Here is a 15,850-nt window from a genome sequence, read left to right as displayed (position 1 = left end):
ATACTCCAGTCGCGATTGTCAGGGTACGGGCGTCCCCAACGTTCGGTTCTTGGCATGGAGGGACGGAAGGGACGTCCGGCATCTTTTCTGTGTGGGTCGAAGAACCAGAGTTATGCAACACAGCAGTATACCCGGAAAACATATTTATCGTCTACAAAATATATTGTGTTCGGGATACGGACGAGTCGTTACGGGATCGGTTCACCGGGCGAGTGGCCGCAAACATACCTCCATTCGTGTTGCAACGCTCTATACCTCTCTATACGCCCTTATGCTCCAGTGCTCATGACGCCGTGCCGCTCTCCGTTCTCACTCATCAGTCCGCCACCTTTTTTCCCTCCGTGCCGTGAGCTGTCTTTATGTTCCCCCGGCGGTATACTCCATCCACATTACGAGGGGGAAGAGATGGAGACGACCCAATGGCTGGTGACACTGACGTTCAGGGTGACGGTAGGCGGTGTCCGTTCGAAGGACGACTCGGTTGCTGCAGGCCTGCAACAACTTAAAGAGGGACTCTGCAGCGGAAAGGACGTTCCGATGGAGGCGAGTGTCCGCAGGATCACGAACATCGTTGAGGAGGAGCCGATCTTCGGTGTGAGGTGGTGAACCGGCGGCGTCACGGTGCGGGCCGCCGATCCCAAAACGCTTTTTTACTTCTTCTGCCAGTTCGTGCCTCATGCACGAACTTCCCGATACAGTTGCCATCGATATCGTCCTCCTGCCGCCCGGCCCGATCATGGATATGGCGATTGGTGCGAACCGGGCCCTGCTTGCCGGCAACCCGGACGGGGGGATACGTCTCGACAGGGAGTGTTGCCTCCCGCACATCTCGGTCGCGATGTTCCCGGCAAGAAGCGGCGATATCCCTGAGATCACCGCGAAAGTGGGCCGAATCACCCGGCGGTGCTCCTCCATGGCCATGACCATCGACGCCGTCGCGAAACACCGCTCAGGTATGGGGGAGACCGTTTCCATGTTCCACATCCTCCGTGCGGAGATCCTCCAGCTCTTTCACAAGGCCGTGATGAGCGCCGTAAAACCATATCAGGCGCCTTCGGCCGGACCCGCGATGTTTACGGGAGATGCGTCCACGGCGTCCATCGACTGTCTTCTACGGTTCCAGAAGACCTCTGCATATGAGCACTACTCACCGCACATCACGCTCGGGTTCGGCGACCTCCCGGAGATCATCCCCGGGATCGACTTTCCTGTCCGGTTCGAGACGACGAAAGCCGCTATCTGCCACCTGGGGAGCCACTGCACCTGCCGGCGGGTCCTTGCCGAATTCGATCTCGGGACCCGGGCGTCCGCTGCCCGCGGCAGGACAGCCCGCCGCTAAGTCGGCGGGCTACAGCAGCAGCCCCTTCACGTACGGCTTTGTGCAGAGAACACACCCGGAGTAACGGTCGATCGTCCCGGTCTCCAGGACCTCGACCGCCGGAGGCTCCCGGCGCATGCGGTCTGCAAACCCCGGATCGTGCTCTGCCATCGCCTGCAGGAAGACCGCGAGAGGCATGAACGGCCGGGCCTGCACCGGAACGATCCGGAAGTCCGCGAAATCGGCATCGAGCGTCGAGTTCCGGGCGAGGTCTTCGTCGAAGTAGAGGATGACCTCTAATTCAAGGCGTGCCTGTAGGTCCTTCAAGCGGTCAAGCCCGAGCCGCACGCCGACTGCGAGGCCGGTCGGTTCGAGTTCTTCTGGCTCTCCGGGGGAGTAGGTCTCGTATCCTGTTTCCATCATGGTACCACTCCGGAAGAATGGTTTCGCGAGAAACGATTTCTTTTCTCCGGCTGCCCTGGGGGCAACCGCTCCCCGGATCACCCCTCCTCCTCCCGCAAAACCGGGAGGAAGAAAACCTTTTCACCCTTCCGGCCTATTCAGTGCGATCGTGACAAGAACATGACCGCTCCCCTGCCGGCACTCTCCGGGGCCCTGGTCCGGGAGGTCCGGGCCGAGACTGTCATCGCCGCCCCGCCCGCGGTCGTCTGGCAGGTGCTGACCGACTTCGCCGCCTACCCTGAGTGGAACCCGTTCATCCTCTCGATCGAGGGGAAGCCCTGGGTGGGGACATGCCTCTCGGTCGAGATCCGGCCTCCGGGAAGAAAGACCATGCGGTTTCGGCCGAGGGTGCTGCGGGTCGCAAAAGACCACGAGCTCCGGTGGATCGGCCGCGTCCTGATTGCAGGGGTTTTCGACGGCGAACACCGGTTCACCATCACCCCCGAGGGCGACGGTTCCCGGTTCGTCCAGGCCGAAATCTTCACCGGGCTGCTGGTGCCCGCCGTCGACCTCACCGGCACCTTCCGGGCGACCCATCTTGGGTTCCTGCTCATGAACCGTGCACTCAGGGAGCGGGTTGAGCGGAGCGCCCTCGGGAAACCTTCTTAACCCGGACATTCCCAGTATCTGCATGGATCCGTTCACGGCCCCGATCCGCTGCCGGGACGAGGTCTCCGGCGCCGTTGTGCCGGCCGCCTCCCGCCCCCTCATTTCCCGGGGTGAACGCCGCATATGAGACTGACGGTTCTCGTGGATAACGCCACCCTCACCGATCGCTACTTCCTTGCGGAACCCGGGCTCTCGATCTACCTTGAGGACGGAGGGACCCGCGTCCTCTTCGACGCCGGCTATTCGGGCATCCTCGTCGCCAACGCCCGGAAGATGGGGATCGACCTCCTCCGTGTCGAAGAGATTGTCATCTCCCACGGCCACCTCGACCACACCTGGGGTCTCGATGCCCTCGTCCGGCTCCATACCGAGGCGATTATCGAGGGCCGGGAGCGGATCGAGCCCACGTTCATCGCCCATCCTGATGCGTTCCTTACCAGGAGCTGCGACGGAGTCGGGGAGATCGGGTGCCACCTCTCGGTCGAGGAGCTCTTCCGGCACGGGAAAGTCCTCCTCACCGCGGCCCCCCTCTGGCTGACAGAGAACCTGGTCTTCCTCGGCGAGATCGAGCGGCGGTTCGAGTTCGAGAAGACGCCTCCATGTGGCTACATCTACACCCCCGACGGTATCCGGGACGACACCGTTGCCGACGACACCGCGCTCGCCTGTAAGACCGCGGAGGGGCTTGTCATCATAACGGGCTGTTCTCACTCCGGCATCTGCTCGATCATCGAGCAGGCATGCGAGGTCTGTGAAGAAGACCGGGTCGCCGACGTCATCGGCGGGTTCCACCTGCTCGATGCGCCGCAGGAGCAGATACAGGGGATCCTCGATTACTTTGCAGAGGTGCGGCCGGCGGCGCTCCACCCCTGCCACTGCACCGACCTTGCGGCAAAGATTGCTCTTGCAAAAGTAGCGGACGTCCGGGAGACGGGCGTCGGGCTCACCCTCGAGTACGGGTAGATCAGGGGGCGTGTTCCCGGAGGGCCGGGATCGCGCCGTGCTCCTCCTCGTAGGCGCGGACGGCCTCCGGGGCGCCGAGGAGGAAGCGGCGGGCGTTGTTGTAGACGGCCGGGTACGCATCCGCATCAAGGGAGGCGAGGAGGTCCGCGAGCACCGCGACGGTCGGAACCCGGTGGCGGCCCCCCATCCCGTCGATGAACGCGAACGCGTCGAGAGCCCGGACGGTGCTGTACTCGTTGACCGGGGCGAGCCGCCGGAGCACCTCCGCGAGGTAGGCCCGCCCCTCTTCGGTCTCGAGCGACCGCTTCCTGTTCAGTGCGAACCGCCCATAAAGCGCCCGCTGCTGGTCGGCCTGCTCGACTGCAAAAGCCGGCAAGGACTCGATCCGCTGCAGGATGGGGACGAGGTCGTCGGAGTCGCTCCCGGCGACCGTGGCGAGGAAGGATTCCCACGCGACGGGGCTTTTTGCCGACGCGGCGGAGAACTCTGCAAGGATCTCCAGCCGCTCAGAGGCGCTGCTCTCGAGGATCAGCGAAAACGCGGCGAGGCGGTCGGTTGCAGCCGTCGCCTCCCGGAACTGGCGAAGAAGCAGCTCGTGGATCTCCGGGGTGTCGAGGGTGGCGAGGATCGAAAGACAGGCGTTTTTGCGCTGCCGCCGCCGGATCGCCGCAGCCTCCTCCTCCAGGGAGCCCGGCCCGGTGGGGGCGCCAGCCGACGCCCGCCGGTAGAGCGAGAGGAGAGTGTCGCGGTTCCGTCTGGCGATGGCGGCATAAATTGCCTGTCGCGCATCGTAGAGCGCCCGGTAGTGGTGGGTGAACCGAACGTCTTCGACTGAGGGGAAGATGGTCAGGAACTGCCCGCCCGCCTCCTCCATGAGGTGGTCGTCAGCGAGGAGGGCGATGCAGAGGTCGGCAAACCGGTCGGAGACGGCTGCGCCCGGGTCCTCAAGCAGGCGAAGCATCTCGCGGTCGGCAAGCGCGAGGAGCGCGGTGAACCTGCCGACGATATCGGAGTCCTTCATGACCTGGAGGTGGAGTTCGTCCTCCGGCGGCCGGCATGCTGTCTTCCCGTAGAAGGAGTAGCCGCGGTTGAGCGAGAGGAACGCGGGCGGATCGACGCCGTCGAGGGCGATCTCTCCCGCCTCGTCCGCGATCCGGACGGTCGTATCTGCGATATCCCGGCCATCGGCATCCACGAGCGCGAACCGGAACGGGAACTCCCAGAGACGGCCGGCAGGCGTTCGGCTCTGCCGGTAGGTGAGGGTGAACCGCCGCTCGCCCGGGTCGTATGCGGGAGCCACGGTGAGGACGGGGTACTCCTTCTCCTTCAGCCAGACCGCAGCCATCGTTGTGAAGTCCTGCCCGGCGGCTTCCTCCATGCAGCGCAGCCAGTCCGTCCGCGAGGCGTTCGCGTGCCGGAACCGGTCGTGGTAGCGGGCGAGACCCCGGGCAAACGCCTCTTTCCCCATCAGCGTCTCGATCATCCTGACGAACTCGGGGGCTTTGACGTAGGTGACGCCCGTGATGAGGTCGTTCGGGTCGTTGAAGCCGTCCGGCTCGATCGGCATCGAGCCTGCGCCCCGATCGAGCGTGAGCGTCCCGGCCGCCGGGTCGAGAAGGTCGAGCACGGTCTTGATGCGGGAGTAGGCCTCGCCGAAGAGGAAGGCGTGGTGCTGGTTCTCGACGTGGACCGTCACCGCTTCGTTGAGCCAGATCTCGAACGGGCTCCTCCCCGTCACCTCGGAGCCGTTCTCGTTGTGGTAGTACTCGTGGACCTTGACCCGGATCAGGTACTCGAAGGCCGGGTCGGTCGTGTCGGGCCCGGGCATGATCCGGTTTGCGGCGATCGTCGTGTTTCCGACGTTCTCCATCCCGCCGAAGTCGGAGTTCTGCATGGCGATCTCCCGGTAGACCGCACCGGTATAGGCGTAGCCCGGGGTTATGGTCGCAATAAGTTCCTTAAGCGTTCTTCTGGACCCTTCAAGGTTCGAGAAGTCCCTGGAGCGTTTCGCCTCGTCCCGCACCCGCGTGAGTCGCCAGATCTCCCGCCGGGTCTCCCGGTCGCGGTACTGCTCGGGGCCGGTGAAGAGGTGGACCCACATCACCCCATCCGCGAGGATTGCGAGCGCACGCTCCGCGCCCCCCGGGTCGGAGCCGGGTTTTACGAGGAGTTCAAGGGTGAACGTCCGACCGTCGGGGTACTCGAACTCCCGCCGGTAGGTGTCGTAGCACCCCACCCCGAGGAAGAAGAGATAGGGAGCCATCGGGGTCGTGGTGTTCTCGTACCTCTGGATGGAGCGGCCGGGAGCACAGGGAAGACGCGGTCCCGCGGGATCGCCGTTTGATATGGTATTTGTATACCCGGCATCAGCGATGATTGCCGTCGTGTAGGTGCACTTGGCGGTCATGTCGTCCAGGCACGGGACCAGCCGCTGGAACCCCCACTGCTGGCACTGGGTGATCTGGGCAGGCGGCCCGCCGGGGCAGAGACCGTCGTAGTAGAGCCCTTCGAGGAGGTGGGTGCTCGGCCGGCAGATCGTCTCGGTATCGAGGGTGAACCGGGTCCGGGGCGGGACGGGCGGGTCGAAGGCGACGGTGAGGATCGCGGCATCGCGGTCGTAGGTATGGGTGACGGCGTATCCGGCACACGCGACGCGGAGGATGTCGAGATCCCGGGCGTTCAGGGCGAGGGACGCAAACGGCGCGTCAAGCGTCTCGGCGGTGAGGGCGGAGACGACCCGGGTGTGGCCGTCATAGACATCGAAGGTGAGGTCCATGTGGACGACCCGCACCGGGAGCGCCCCGAAGTCCTCCGGGTAGTAGCGAAAGAGCCTCTTCTGCTCTCCTTCTCCCGTCAAAATTCCGCCTCGCCGGTTATCTCGCGCAGCGCACGTCGGATTGCCGTCCGGACCTCGGGCTCGTCTTCTTCCTCGAGTGTGGTAGAGAGGGCGCCGCCCGCCCGCGGGTCGTGCAGTTTCCCGAGCGCATCGGCGGCGGCCGCCCTGACGTCCTTCTTTTTATCCGCAAGAAGGGGCAGCAGCGGTTCGACCGCACGCTGATCGCCGAGCTCTCCGAGCGACCAGGCGGCACCGCGCCGCACCCACCGGTCGCGGTCGGCGAGGAGAGGCAGCAGCGGTTCGATTGCCCGCGCGTCGCGGAGTTTCCCAAGCGCCTGAGCGGCGACCCAGCGGACCTCGTTCTCGCGGTCGGCGAGAGCGGCGATCAACGGTTCGACCGCCCGCGGATCGGCGCACCCCCCGAGCGCCTCGGCCGCCCGCAGTCGGTAGGGGGTGCTCTCGTCCGAGAGCTGCTCGATGTACTTGCCGATGTACTCCTCGCGCCGCTTCTCTTTATCTTCCATAAGGCGTTTTACCGAGCGTTCCATCTCCATCCCTTCAGGTTCTGCTGCACACCAGATGTCGTTTACGGTATATAGCATCTGGTACGGCTACGCAATCTCCTCTTCTTCTTCGCCGAGAACGTCGAACGCGACGATCCTGTAGGTGTAGTACCGCCCGTCCGGCGCGGTGAAGGAGAGGAAGACCATCAGACCATACTCGTCCGAGATCCAGAGTTCGGCATCGCTGTCGATGGTGTGATGTTCGAAGCCAAACCTGATGAGAGCCTCCTCGATGGCGCTGTCGGCCTCCATATCCCGGACCATCTCAAACGTCGCAGCCAGGGGATACTGCTGCTCCTCGAGCGCAAATACCTGGAGCCTTGCCTGCTTCTCCGCAAGGAGGAGATTATCCAGGGTCATCATGATCTCCTGCGCGACCAGATTCACCTCTTCCAGCCCCATACCCGTACTTTGAATCCGTCGGTATATAGTTGGCGAAGTTTTTCCCTGCCGGCCAGGGAACCAATCCTGCCTCCCATCACGATGCCGGAAAAATCATTTCTCGAACGTGCCCGGACACGTCTCCATCCTCGCCATGGCGTCAGCATAGCGAAACCCTAAAACATTCTGGTGCCAATACAACGCTGATGGCAGAAGGCAGGCTCAAGATTGTCGTATTCGGCTCCTTCAATGCAGGAAAATCCAGTTTTATCCAGGCACTCGACCCCCGCAGCCGCCACATCGAAGCAACTTCGAAAGAGGGTCCCACGACCGTTGCATTCGACTTCGGCCGGCTGACGGTGAGGGACCAGGCGGTCTATCTTTTCGGGACGCCGGGGCAGGAGCGGTTCGAGTTTGTCCGGCAGATCCTCTCGCGGGGGATGGACGGCGCGATCATCGTTGTGGACGCCACCACGGGGGTGGACGCGATGACCCGGCACCTCTACGGCCAATTAAAGGACCTCAAGGTGCCGCTCGCGTTCATGGCGAACAAGTGCGATAGTCCGGGTGCGGTGCCCGAGGCTGTCTGCCGGGATCTCCCCGGGGAGATGGTGCACCCCATCTCTGCGCGGAACGGCGAGAATGTCCATGCGGCACTCGATGCCTTTGTGGCAACCCTGGCCGCCCGGTAGCGATCATTTTTACTTCCTGAAGGTCGTTTTCTTCTGCACACAATGACCCGCAATGAGACCTATATCAGGGAGATCGCCCGGCTGCTCACGAGTTTTCTTTCGAGCGGAAACGCCGGGGATCTTCTCGCCTACCTGGTCGCGGGAGGCAATCTTCCCGGACCCCGGGCAAACCTGGAGCTCGCGGGAGCGTTTGCCGAGACCGTGCGGGAGTTCGCGGTTGCCGATACCAATGACCACCGGGTCCTGTGGGGCCTTTGCGTCGAGCTTGCCTGCGTCTCCTCGGACGATGCGCCGACGGGAGACCCGCATGAGTTCCTCTCATTCTGCGGTGTTCGGGGTATCGGGGCGATCGGATCCGTATCGCCGGCGTGCGTTGAGGCGGCGCTCAGTCAACTCGCGGAGGCCTCTGTCGATCCGCGGTGGCGGGTCCGGGAAGCGGTGACGATGGGGCTTCAGGACCTTCTCTCCCGGCAGCGTGACACGACTGTTCCGGAGCTGGAAGACTGGGTGGAAGGCGGCTCCTGGCTCACCATGCGGGCCGCGGTCGCAGGGGTTGCCGAGCCGGACCTCCTCGCGGAGCCGGACCTCGCAGAGATGGCGTTCAGGCTCCATCGAAAGACCCTGATCCGGGTCTATACCGCGGGGGAGAGGCAGTCCGAGGCCTTCCGCGCGCTTCGGAAGGCGCTCGGCTACACGCTTGGCCTGGTCGTCGCCGCTCTGCCTGCTATCGGCTTTGAGTACCTGCGGCAGCTTGCGACCCTCGACGACCAGGATATCCGGTGGATTGTGCGGGAGAACCTCAGAAAGAGCAGGCTCGAGAAGCAGTACCCCGAGACGGTGCAGCACATCCGGGCGCAGATGGGGTAGGGGGAGCGGTTACCCGGCGTCTTCTGTATCGGTGAATGCGGAGAGGAGCGCAACAACCTCCTCCCTGAGTGCGGGGATATCGCGGTCCACGACCACCCAGATCTCGTCAGGGTCCACGCGGAAGTATGCGTGAACCAGAATGTTCCGAAGGCCTATCACCTGTTTCCACGGAACGCCGGGAGAAGCGCTTCGCAGGCGCGAAGGTAGGCGTGCAGCGGCTTCCCCGATGATCTGGAGGTGGTGAACCATCCAGACCTGCACCAGTTCATCCTGCAAAAACGCATCTCTCCCCCGGATCGCATACCGCTCAATCTCTTCGATCGCTTCCAGCATATCGAGGAGCCGCTCGTTCCCGTCCCTCATAGCGGCACTGCCTCTCCGAGAATCCGCTTTCTGTATCGTTCCTTGAGTGCTGTCTCCGTCACCACGTCCACCCGGCACCCGAGAGCCTCCTCCAGGTCCTGGATGAGCGCGATGTGGTCGAGGAGGCTCCTGCCCGGCTCCAGGTCGACCAGGAGATCCAGGTCGCTCTCCGGCCCGGCCTCGCCGCGGGCGACCGATCCGAAGATCCGCAGGTTCGTGGCGCCGTGCCGCCTAGCTATTGCGAGAATCCTGGAACGTTTCTTCCGGATCAGATCCTGTGTGACGGACACGGCTGTTCAATCAGTCTTATCGGAAGGTGAAGATATAAATTTGCCCCCAGATGATTGCATCGCTAGAATTGCGGCCTTCAGGGCAGCCTTCACGACAGGGGCGGTCTTCCAGTGTTCTCCGATTAAGTCGGACTAATCCCCTCCCGCGTCCACCCTATAAGTGTCTGTCACATTCCCGGGAGGCCTGGCAAGCAAGGAGAGCCAACCATGGCAGACTTCGTGCAGACCACCGTCAACAAGACGGCGGTCCGGGACCTCGCCGTCCCGATCACCGATGTAGAGTCGTTTAACATCCTCATCCTGGCCGTCATCAACGACAACCCCTTCGGGTGCGTCGGGTATACCGACCGCGACGGCCAGACCGTTGATGCGGTCGTCCGGAGTCGCGAGCACTACACAGCGAAGGTGTTCTACCTCAGCGGCGAGGGCAAGCGCGTTGGGAGTGTCTCGCTCCTCTCCCCGACGATCGCCGCGTTCAACGCGAACGCCGCAGAGGTCCTCGGCAACACGGCGCTGGCAACCGCGATGGGCGCAACCGCTGCTGTCCGCGACGGCCCCGGCGAGACCTACTACGCCCGGCTCAAGTGCCACAACCCCTCCGGCGACGACTATGACGTCACCTCCACCAGGAAGACCGTCCGGATCTCATCCTACCATGACGACGCGATCAAAAACACCGTCGAAACCTGGGCCGACGACGTCACGTCGCTGGAGTGAAAGGGAGATTCTTTACCTCTCTCTTTTCCCGAAGTAAATCCATCCTGTCGAGATCCCTGTCAACTCTGTCGAATGGTATGGGTCACAAAAGTAACTCCGTAATTTCTCCCTGAAGATAGTCCTGAAAGGACAGTGTGCCCTTCTAATTATCGATGGGCACTGACAGTTGCAGGTTGCGTCCCGGTTCCTCTATCCCACAACCGCCGACGCCGTCTCATCGAAGGGGTTTGTCCGCATCGCAAGCGAGAAGAGGTACGGGTAGTTCTTCTGCAGGTAGCGCATGTAGTTCAGCCACTCGCGGATGAGGAGGCCGTAGATCCGTTCGAGGTCGCCCGCGAGATGGGCCGCGTCGGTCTCTGGCAGATCGGAGACGTCCGGTCGGCGCTGCAGTTCTTCATTGAAATGGAATATCGCCCGGAGGTGGTCGGTGAACTTCTCATGCTCAAGGAGCACGGGGTTCTCCAGCAACCGCAGGAGGAAGTCTTCGCGCGACCCGAGGAACCGCTTGACGGCGGCGAGGTCGACGTTTTCCACCCCGACACGGCAGGGATGCCGCCTCAGCCGTTTTACAACCTCCAAAAACGTCTCGTCGGTCCAGGTATCGTCGACCAGCAGTAGCGGCCGGACCGCATCATGGTCGGGATCGTTATCGGAGATGTAGGTCAGGAGCTGTGTCCCGAGGGCCGAGAAGAACGCTCCGATGACCATGTTCAGTTTTTCCAGCCTCTGCCGCCGGTCGCGGGACGCGAGCACCTGGTGGAAGACGAGCGTCACCAGGAGGACCTCGAGCGGGAGGAACGCAATATCGCCGAGCGTGTAGATGCTGATGTGGAAGAGGTCCTGAAAGATCAGGAAATGCAGGGCGTAGAGCACGACCGAGAGGGTGATAAGCCCCGCACCGAAGGTGACCAGCCACCGTCGTTCGTCCATTGCTGGGGCTTATGCATCCCGGATCCCATGAAACCCGCTGCCCCGGGTGGGTGGCCTCGCCGCGCTCACACCCCGTAGCGCCTCCACGCCTCCTCGACGTGCAGCGCTTGCATCCCGAGTCTTTGGGGCGCATCGACATCGTTCTCGGTGTTATCCCCGATGAAGAGGACGCCGGGAGCGGATAGCTCCATCCGCTGGAGAGCCGTCGCGTATATCCGCGGGTCCGGCTTCTTGTAGCCAAGGTCCGAAGAGAAGATGACGAAACCGAGACGGCCGTAAAGCCCGAGCGCCCGCATCTCGCGCTCTGAGAAGACCCGCTGCCCGTTCGAGACGACCCCTGTCTTCTTCGTGGAGAAGAGATCAAGCAATCTTCGGCTCTTTTCGATGACACCGAGGCGCCGGAGCGACGCGGCCCGGAACGCCCGGGCAGCCTCGATGCCGAGTTGCTCTGCATCAATCTCCCAGACGGCGTGTTCGGCACAGATACCGGCAAAGATCTCTTCGACCCGCACCTCCGGGTGGCGCTCCCCGGTCCGGTCGGCCGCTTCCCTGACCCGGGCGGCGTAGAGGTCCTGCAGGACTTCAGGCATGATCCGGACGCCCTGGTAGATGAGCCACCGCGAGAGGCACCGGTAGGTCTCGAAATCCTGCTCATCGGTCAGGACATCGATGAGCGTCCCGTAGCAGTCGAAGAGGACCCCTGTTACCGGTGGATCGCCGCGAGACACGCCTCCGCCTCCGCTAAAAGCCAGTCACGTTCCGCCGCCCGCCAGGGCAGCCTTGCTATCCTGAGGTATCCGAGCGCCATAAAGAAGGGGAGAACGGCGGTATTGCGCCGGAACTCTTCCTCGCTCCGGCTGTAGTGCCAGAGCAGGTGGCCGATGTAGTCTTCTGCCCTCGAGGTGCTTCTGCCCGATGTCTTGAGTTCCGAAGCGAGGATGCCGAGGTCGCGGACCGGGTGGGTATGGTTCCGTGCCCCCTCGAAGTCGATTGCGCAGGTCTCGCCGTCGAAGAGGTAGTTGCTGAGCGTGGCGTCGCCGTGGACCATGCAGCCGGCATCGGGGTCAAGCCGCGTGCCGTGCCACCACGCTCCGAGCAGGCGGTCGAACCGCTTCCTCTGGTGGCCCGCAAGAGCGTTCTGGTCGAGCACCGCATGGAAGTAGGCGAAGTCGCGTTCCTGTTTGCAGGATGTCTGCGTGCCGTCGTGGAGCCGGCGGAGGAGGTGCGCGACGCCGGTCAGGGGGTCGTAAAGGGATACTCCCGCCGCAAGGAGCTCGCGGAGCGTCCTCCCCGGGACATACTCGGTCACGAGGACGGAGTTGAACCGGCTGTTTGTGGCGATGGCATGGGGAACCCGGATCCAGCCGGATACGTGGCGAAGCCGGCGAAACTCGTTCCTCATCGCTGCATCGGCGTTGTAGCGGGTCTTCGCACCCGTCGGTGCACCGAAGAACTTGCCGATCACGCTGAGCCCGGTGCCGGCAAACTCGTACCGGCAGACGACGTGCGATGCAGGCTCTACCCGGTAGACCCGGATCTTACCGCGCCACCCGGCCAATCGGTCGGCGAGGACGCTCGCGAGCCAGTCCCCGAACGCATCGCCGCCCTCCAGGCGCCCTACCTTCTTCTCGACGATCAACCGCTGTGCCACCTGCAGGCCCTGGGGTTCTGCAGGGCAATGAAGATACCCCCGGCACCGGACGACCCACACCTTTTTTACCGCCAGGACATCTTAACGGGGTGCCGGTGCATCCCGGGAGTGACGAGCCATGATACCGTTCCGTGAATATCTTGAGAGGATCGGGCCCGCCGTCAACCGCCGGATCGAGGAGGTGGCGAGCAGCGAGGATGCGATTGATCCCGCCGTCCTCCCGCTCCTCGCCAGGGGGAAGCGGATGCGGGCGGGGCTCCTTCTCTGCATCCACGCCGGCCTGACGCGCGAGGCGGTGCCCACCCGGCAGGCGCTTGACCTCGCCTGTGCCGTCGAGCTCGCCCACGCCGCAAGCCTCATCCTCGACGATATGCTGGACGGGGACACGGTCCGGCGGGGGGCTCCGACCCTCCACCTCACCCGGGGAGAGGGGCGGGCGGTCCTCGACGCCGTCGGTGTCCTTGCGCTGCCCTACATGCTCGCCGCCCCCTACGGTGCCGGATACGTGACGATGCTCGCGTCGGCCCAGCAGCGTATGGCCCGGGGCGTGGCCTGGGAGATGCTCGGGGGACCCAGGCTCCCGGCAGCCGAACTCTATGACGCGATCGTCGCCAGAAAGACGGGATGCCTCTTCTCGCTCGCGGCCGCCTGGGGCGCCATGGCGGCGGGGGAGGAGGAGGCAATCGTCACCGCGTTCGCGGACTTCGGCCTCTCTGCCGGGAAGGCGATGCAGATCGCCGACGACATCGCGGACCTGTACGCACCGGCGGTGGGGGATGGGGACGCCCGTCCCGGGTCTGAGGCGCTCCTCCTCCGGTGCGTTCATCCGGGGGACAACGGCACGGGGCGGACGCTGGAGCGTCTGCTCGAGCGGGAGGTGGATGGTGCGGCCGTCCGGATCGCGGACCTGGGCCGGCAGCAGGTGCCGCCGGAGGTGTCGGAACCCCTCAGGCAGGTGGTCCGGGATATCGTGGGGCTCACGATCGGGGGCGGCACGCCGGATGACGGGACCCTGCTCCAGGCTGCCTGCTCCGGCGAGCTTCCGCAACGGTGAACTACCCCGCCCTGAAGGGCGGGGTTTCCTGCTTCATTCTCCTCCCCATCGGGAGCGAGTCCACAGGCTCGACGGTGCGTTCCGCACCTGATACTCCAACAAGATTCTGCTCTTGTAGGGCGAACTTCTTGATATTGATCGCCGCGTTGATGTCGCGGTCGTGGGTCGTCCCGCAGTCAGGACAGACCCACTCTCTGTCTGCAAGGGCGAGATCCTGCTTGAGATACCCACATGTGCTGCATATCTTCGATGATGGATCGAATTGCCCAATCTTCAGGAGGGTCTTGCCGTACTTCCGGCACTTGTACTCCAGCATCGCGAAGAACGTGCTCCACGACACGTCGCTGATACTCCGTGCCAATTTGTAGTTCTTTTGCATTCCAGCGACATTCAACGATTCGACTGCAATGGCTTGGTTCTCGCTCACAACGCGAAAAGAGAGGTTGTGCAGGAAATCGTTGCGCTGGTTGGCGACCTTCTCATGGCACCGGGCAAGTCTCAGGATTGCCTTCTGCCGGTTCTTCGACCCTTTCTTCTTCCGGGACACCCGGCGTTGCAACACTTTCAGACGCTGAAGAGAGTTTTGGAGGTATCGGGAGTTCTCGATCTTCTCCCCGGTCGAGAGGGTGGCGAAATCGGCCAGGCCAACATCGATCCCGAGCGTCGTATCCAGAGCAAACGGTACCGGTGCTGGTTCGGGTTTCCCGTCATCGACGAGGATACTGATGAACCATTTCCCCGTCGAAGTCACAGCAACCGTCGCATACTTCATCTTCCCGGTGAAGACGCGGTGGAAGACGGTTGTTATCTCACCGATCTTCGGGAGTTTGACTCGACCCTGCTCGAAGTCCACGGTGTAGTGCTGCGGTACCTGAAAGGATTGTATCGGATTCTTCGGTAGCGTAACGAATCTTCTGTAAAATTGAATTGGCCCTGGATCCAACCTAGATTTGGACAAAGGAGAAACAGGGCCATGGATCCCTTAGCGTTAATCGAAGATTATCTTTCCGATCAGGAGAACGGCATGAAGACCCTCATCACCGGGTTCCTCAACCAGGTGATGCTCGCAGAGGCCCTCCAGCAGGCAGGAGCTGCCCAGTACGAACGCACCGATGCGCGGAAAGCGCATCGGAACGGCTACAAAGACCGATCCCTCAAGACCCGATACGGGGAGACAATCCTCCGGAAACCGCAGTTCCGGGAGCTCCCGTTCGAGACACAGGTCTTCGGGCGCTATGCCCGGGTGGAGAAAGCTCTGGTGAACGCAATTGTCGAATCCTACCTCCAGGGAGTTTCGACGAGAAAGATCCAGGAGATCGTCAGTCATCTGGGGATCGACCAACTCTCCCCGGCTTCGGTCTCCCGGATGGCCAAGAACCTCGACGACCAGGTGCAGGCATTCCTCCTGCGGCCGATCGAACAGGCTATCCCGTATCTCTTCGTGGATGCTTCCTACTACAAAATCCGGGACGGAGCACGATACGTCACCAAAGCGGTCCTGGTGGTCGCCGGCGTCCGGGACGACGGCTACCGGGAGATCCTGGGCGCGAGAGTCACCGACTGTGAGAATGAAGAATTCTGGTCGGGACTGTTCGAGAACCTCAAAACACGGGGACTTACCGGGGTTCAACTGGTCGTCTCGGATGGGCATACCGGCATCCAGAAGGCGGCTGAAGCCGCCTTCCTCGGTGCATCCTGGCAGATGTGTCAGGTTCATTGTACCCGGGCCGTCTTGAGGAATATTCCCCGGAAACACCAGAAAGAGGTTGTAGAGGGGCTGAAGGAGGCGTATGGGAGTGAGCAGAGACTCCAGGATCTCGCTGATGACCTGAATGCCGGGGGGTACCGGAAAGCAGCCAACACCATCGAGCGATTCCTCCCCGGGCTTATGAGTTACACGGCATTCCCAAAACCGCACAGGAAACGGCTCAGAACGACGAACATGGTGGAGCGGGTCAATAGGGAACTGAAACGGAGAACCAAGGTTGTAGGCGTGTTCCCGAACGAGGAATCCCTTCTCCGGCTGGTCGGATCCATCCTGATGGACATCAACGAGGAGTGGGTTACCGGCAGAAGGTATTTGACCATGGAGAGGGAATGATCAGGCAAGGAGACAGGGCTCAGACAAATTACAGAAGATCTGAGACGTTACCG

19 protein-coding genes are annotated in these 15,850 nt (G+C 62.8%); 9 read left to right on the top strand and 10 right to left on the bottom strand.

Annotation, left to right across the window (positions count from 1 at the left end; translation table 11 throughout):
• Window positions 1–405: 405 nt before the first annotated feature.
• On the top strand, window positions 406–606 hold the full coding sequence (locus tag HL657_RS13295) for a hypothetical protein (protein WP_317297297.1): 201 nt from the start codon (window positions 406–408) through the stop codon (window positions 604–606).
• A gap of 70 nt (window positions 607–676) precedes the next feature.
• Entirely contained in the window at window positions 677–1,339 is a 663-nt protein-coding gene (locus tag HL657_RS13290) for a hypothetical protein (RefSeq protein WP_317297296.1), read from the top strand.
• Between the two features lie 9 nt (window positions 1,340–1,348).
• Here the strand turns inward: HL657_RS13290 and HL657_RS13285 are convergent, their stop codons facing one another.
• Complete coding sequence (locus tag HL657_RS13285; protein WP_317297295.1) at window positions 1,349–1,741, bottom strand: hypothetical protein; 393 nt, start codon at window positions 1,739–1,741, stop codon at window positions 1,349–1,351.
• A gap of 159 nt (window positions 1,742–1,900) precedes the next feature.
• On the opposite strand from HL657_RS13285, the gene HL657_RS13280 reads away from it, so the two are divergent.
• Together HL657_RS13280 and HL657_RS13275 are read left to right on the top strand one after the other, a co-directional pair.
• A complete protein-coding gene (locus HL657_RS13280) occupies window positions 1,901–2,389 on the top strand; it encodes an SRPBCC domain-containing protein (protein WP_317297294.1) in 489 nt (162 codons plus the stop codon).
• A 123-nt stretch (window positions 2,390–2,512) separates the two neighbouring features.
• Window positions 2,513–3,352 carry an MBL fold metallo-hydrolase gene (locus HL657_RS13275; RefSeq protein WP_317297293.1) on the top strand — a complete coding sequence of 280 codons (840 nt, stop codon included), beginning with the start codon at window positions 2,513–2,515 and terminating at the stop codon, window positions 3,350–3,352.
• 1 nt (window position 3,353) lies between these two features.
• On the opposite strand, the gene HL657_RS13270 is transcribed toward HL657_RS13275, so the two are convergent.
• Genes HL657_RS13270 through HL657_RS13260 form a run of 3 tightly spaced genes read right to left on the bottom strand, consistent with a single transcriptional unit; the run spans window position 3,354 to window position 7,153 of the window.
• On the bottom strand, window positions 3,354–6,209 hold the full coding sequence (locus HL657_RS13270) for a M1 family metallopeptidase (protein WP_317297292.1): 2,856 nt from the start codon (window positions 6,207–6,209) through the stop codon (window positions 3,354–3,356).
• Window positions 6,206–6,742, bottom strand: coding sequence for a HEAT repeat domain-containing protein (locus HL657_RS13265; RefSeq protein ID WP_317297291.1), 537 nt, complete (start codon window positions 6,740–6,742; stop codon window positions 6,206–6,208). The genes HL657_RS13270 and HL657_RS13265 overlap by 4 nt, the downstream gene beginning before the upstream one ends.
• Window positions 6,743–6,799: 57 nt before the next feature.
• On the bottom strand, window positions 6,800–7,153 hold the full coding sequence (locus HL657_RS13260; RefSeq protein ID WP_317297290.1) for a hypothetical protein: 354 nt from the start codon (window positions 7,151–7,153) through the stop codon (window positions 6,800–6,802).
• A 185-nt stretch (window positions 7,154–7,338) separates the two neighbouring features.
• On the opposite strand from HL657_RS13260, the gene HL657_RS13255 reads away from it, so the two are divergent.
• Both HL657_RS13255 and HL657_RS13250 read left to right on the top strand, forming a co-directional pair.
• On the top strand, window positions 7,339–7,824 hold the full coding sequence (locus tag HL657_RS13255; RefSeq protein WP_317297289.1) for a GTP-binding protein: 486 nt from the start codon (window positions 7,339–7,341) through the stop codon (window positions 7,822–7,824).
• Window positions 7,825–7,866: 42 nt separating this feature from the next.
• The gene (locus HL657_RS13250) at window positions 7,867–8,691 is read left to right on the top strand and encodes a hypothetical protein (RefSeq protein WP_317297288.1); all 825 of its coding nucleotides are present in this window, start codon (window positions 7,867–7,869) and stop codon (window positions 8,689–8,691) included.
• 9 nt (window positions 8,692–8,700) lie between these two features.
• On the opposite strand, the gene HL657_RS13245 is transcribed toward HL657_RS13250, so the two are convergent.
• Window positions 8,701–9,054: a HepT-like ribonuclease domain-containing protein gene (locus HL657_RS13245; protein ID WP_317297287.1), complete on the bottom strand. Its 354-nt coding sequence runs from the start codon at window positions 9,052–9,054 to the stop codon at window positions 8,701–8,703.
• A complete protein-coding gene (locus tag HL657_RS13240; protein ID WP_317297286.1) occupies window positions 9,051–9,344 on the bottom strand; it encodes a nucleotidyltransferase family protein in 294 nt (97 codons plus the stop codon). The genes HL657_RS13245 and HL657_RS13240 overlap by 4 nt, the downstream gene beginning before the upstream one ends.
• 207 nt (window positions 9,345–9,551) lie before the next feature.
• Between HL657_RS13240 and HL657_RS13235 the strand changes: the two genes are divergently transcribed.
• Complete coding sequence (locus HL657_RS13235; protein WP_317297285.1) at window positions 9,552–10,061, top strand: hypothetical protein; 510 nt, start codon at window positions 9,552–9,554, stop codon at window positions 10,059–10,061.
• Between the two features lie 189 nt (window positions 10,062–10,250).
• Here the strand turns inward: HL657_RS13235 and HL657_RS13230 are convergent, their stop codons facing one another.
• The 3 genes from HL657_RS13230 to HL657_RS13220 all read right to left on the bottom strand — a co-directional run bounded on the left by HL657_RS13230 (window position 10,251) and on the right by HL657_RS13220 (window position 12,642).
• On the bottom strand, window positions 10,251–10,991 hold the full coding sequence (locus HL657_RS13230) for a hypothetical protein (protein ID WP_317297284.1): 741 nt from the start codon (window positions 10,989–10,991) through the stop codon (window positions 10,251–10,253).
• A gap of 65 nt (window positions 10,992–11,056) precedes the next feature.
• The gene (locus HL657_RS13225) at window positions 11,057–11,719 is read right to left on the bottom strand and encodes an HAD family hydrolase (protein ID WP_317297283.1); all 663 of its coding nucleotides are present in this window, start codon (window positions 11,717–11,719) and stop codon (window positions 11,057–11,059) included.
• Window positions 11,695–12,642, bottom strand: a complete 948-nt coding sequence (locus HL657_RS13220; RefSeq protein ID WP_317297282.1) for a phosphotransferase — start codon at window positions 12,640–12,642, stop codon at window positions 11,695–11,697. The genes HL657_RS13225 and HL657_RS13220 overlap by 25 nt, the downstream gene beginning before the upstream one ends.
• A gap of 118 nt (window positions 12,643–12,760) precedes the next feature.
• On the opposite strand from HL657_RS13220, the gene HL657_RS13215 reads away from it, so the two are divergent.
• Complete coding sequence (locus HL657_RS13215) at window positions 12,761–13,696, top strand: polyprenyl synthetase family protein (RefSeq protein ID WP_317297281.1); 936 nt, start codon at window positions 12,761–12,763, stop codon at window positions 13,694–13,696.
• Window position 13,697: 1 nt separating this feature from the next.
• On the opposite strand, the gene HL657_RS13210 is transcribed toward HL657_RS13215, so the two are convergent.
• Window positions 13,698–14,639: an RNA-guided endonuclease TnpB family protein gene (locus tag HL657_RS13210; RefSeq protein WP_317297280.1), complete on the bottom strand. Its 942-nt coding sequence runs from the start codon at window positions 14,637–14,639 to the stop codon at window positions 13,698–13,700.
• A 30-nt stretch (window positions 14,640–14,669) separates the two neighbouring features.
• Here HL657_RS13210 and HL657_RS13205 point away from each other — a divergent pair, with 30 nt between their 5' ends.
• Window positions 14,670–15,797 carry an IS256 family transposase gene (locus HL657_RS13205; protein ID WP_317297279.1) on the top strand — a complete coding sequence of 376 codons (1,128 nt, stop codon included), beginning with the start codon at window positions 14,670–14,672 and terminating at the stop codon, window positions 15,795–15,797.
• The last annotated feature ends 53 nt before the right edge of the window (window positions 15,798–15,850 follow it).

This window comes from Methanoculleus nereidis, from assembly GCF_032944295.1.
GTDB classification, from domain to species: Archaea; Halobacteriota; Methanomicrobia; order Methanomicrobiales; family Methanoculleaceae; genus Methanoculleus; species Methanoculleus nereidis.
Note: the sequence above shows the minus strand (reverse complement) of the source record. Positions and strands in the feature narration are given on the sequence as shown.

Coding starts and splice junctions, on each gene's coding strand:
- HL657_RS13295 (WP_317297297.1), top strand. CDS start 406: ATGGAGACGACCCAATGGCTGGTGACACTGACGTTCAGGGTGACGGTA.
- HL657_RS13290 (WP_317297296.1), top strand. CDS start 677: ATGCACGAACTTCCCGATACAGTTGCCATCGATATCGTCCTCCTGCCG.
- HL657_RS13285 (WP_317297295.1), bottom strand. CDS start 1,741: ATGATGGAAACAGGATACGAGACCTACTCCCCCGGAGAGCCAGAAGAA.
- HL657_RS13280 (WP_317297294.1), top strand. CDS start 1,901: ATGACCGCTCCCCTGCCGGCACTCTCCGGGGCCCTGGTCCGGGAGGTC.
- HL657_RS13275 (WP_317297293.1), top strand. CDS start 2,513: ATGAGACTGACGGTTCTCGTGGATAACGCCACCCTCACCGATCGCTAC.
- HL657_RS13265 (WP_317297291.1), bottom strand. CDS start 6,742: ATGGAGATGGAACGCTCGGTAAAACGCCTTATGGAAGATAAAGAGAAG.
- HL657_RS13260 (WP_317297290.1), bottom strand. CDS start 7,153: ATGGGGCTGGAAGAGGTGAATCTGGTCGCGCAGGAGATCATGATGACC.
- HL657_RS13255 (WP_317297289.1), top strand. CDS start 7,339: ATGGCAGAAGGCAGGCTCAAGATTGTCGTATTCGGCTCCTTCAATGCA.
- HL657_RS13250 (WP_317297288.1), top strand. CDS start 7,867: ATGACCCGCAATGAGACCTATATCAGGGAGATCGCCCGGCTGCTCACG.
- HL657_RS13245 (WP_317297287.1), bottom strand. CDS start 9,054: ATGAGGGACGGGAACGAGCGGCTCCTCGATATGCTGGAAGCGATCGAA.
- HL657_RS13235 (WP_317297285.1), top strand. CDS start 9,552: ATGGCAGACTTCGTGCAGACCACCGTCAACAAGACGGCGGTCCGGGAC.
- HL657_RS13230 (WP_317297284.1), bottom strand. CDS start 10,991: ATGGACGAACGACGGTGGCTGGTCACCTTCGGTGCGGGGCTTATCACC.
- HL657_RS13215 (WP_317297281.1), top strand. CDS start 12,761: ATGATACCGTTCCGTGAATATCTTGAGAGGATCGGGCCCGCCGTCAAC.
- HL657_RS13205 (WP_317297279.1), top strand. CDS start 14,670: ATGGATCCCTTAGCGTTAATCGAAGATTATCTTTCCGATCAGGAGAAC.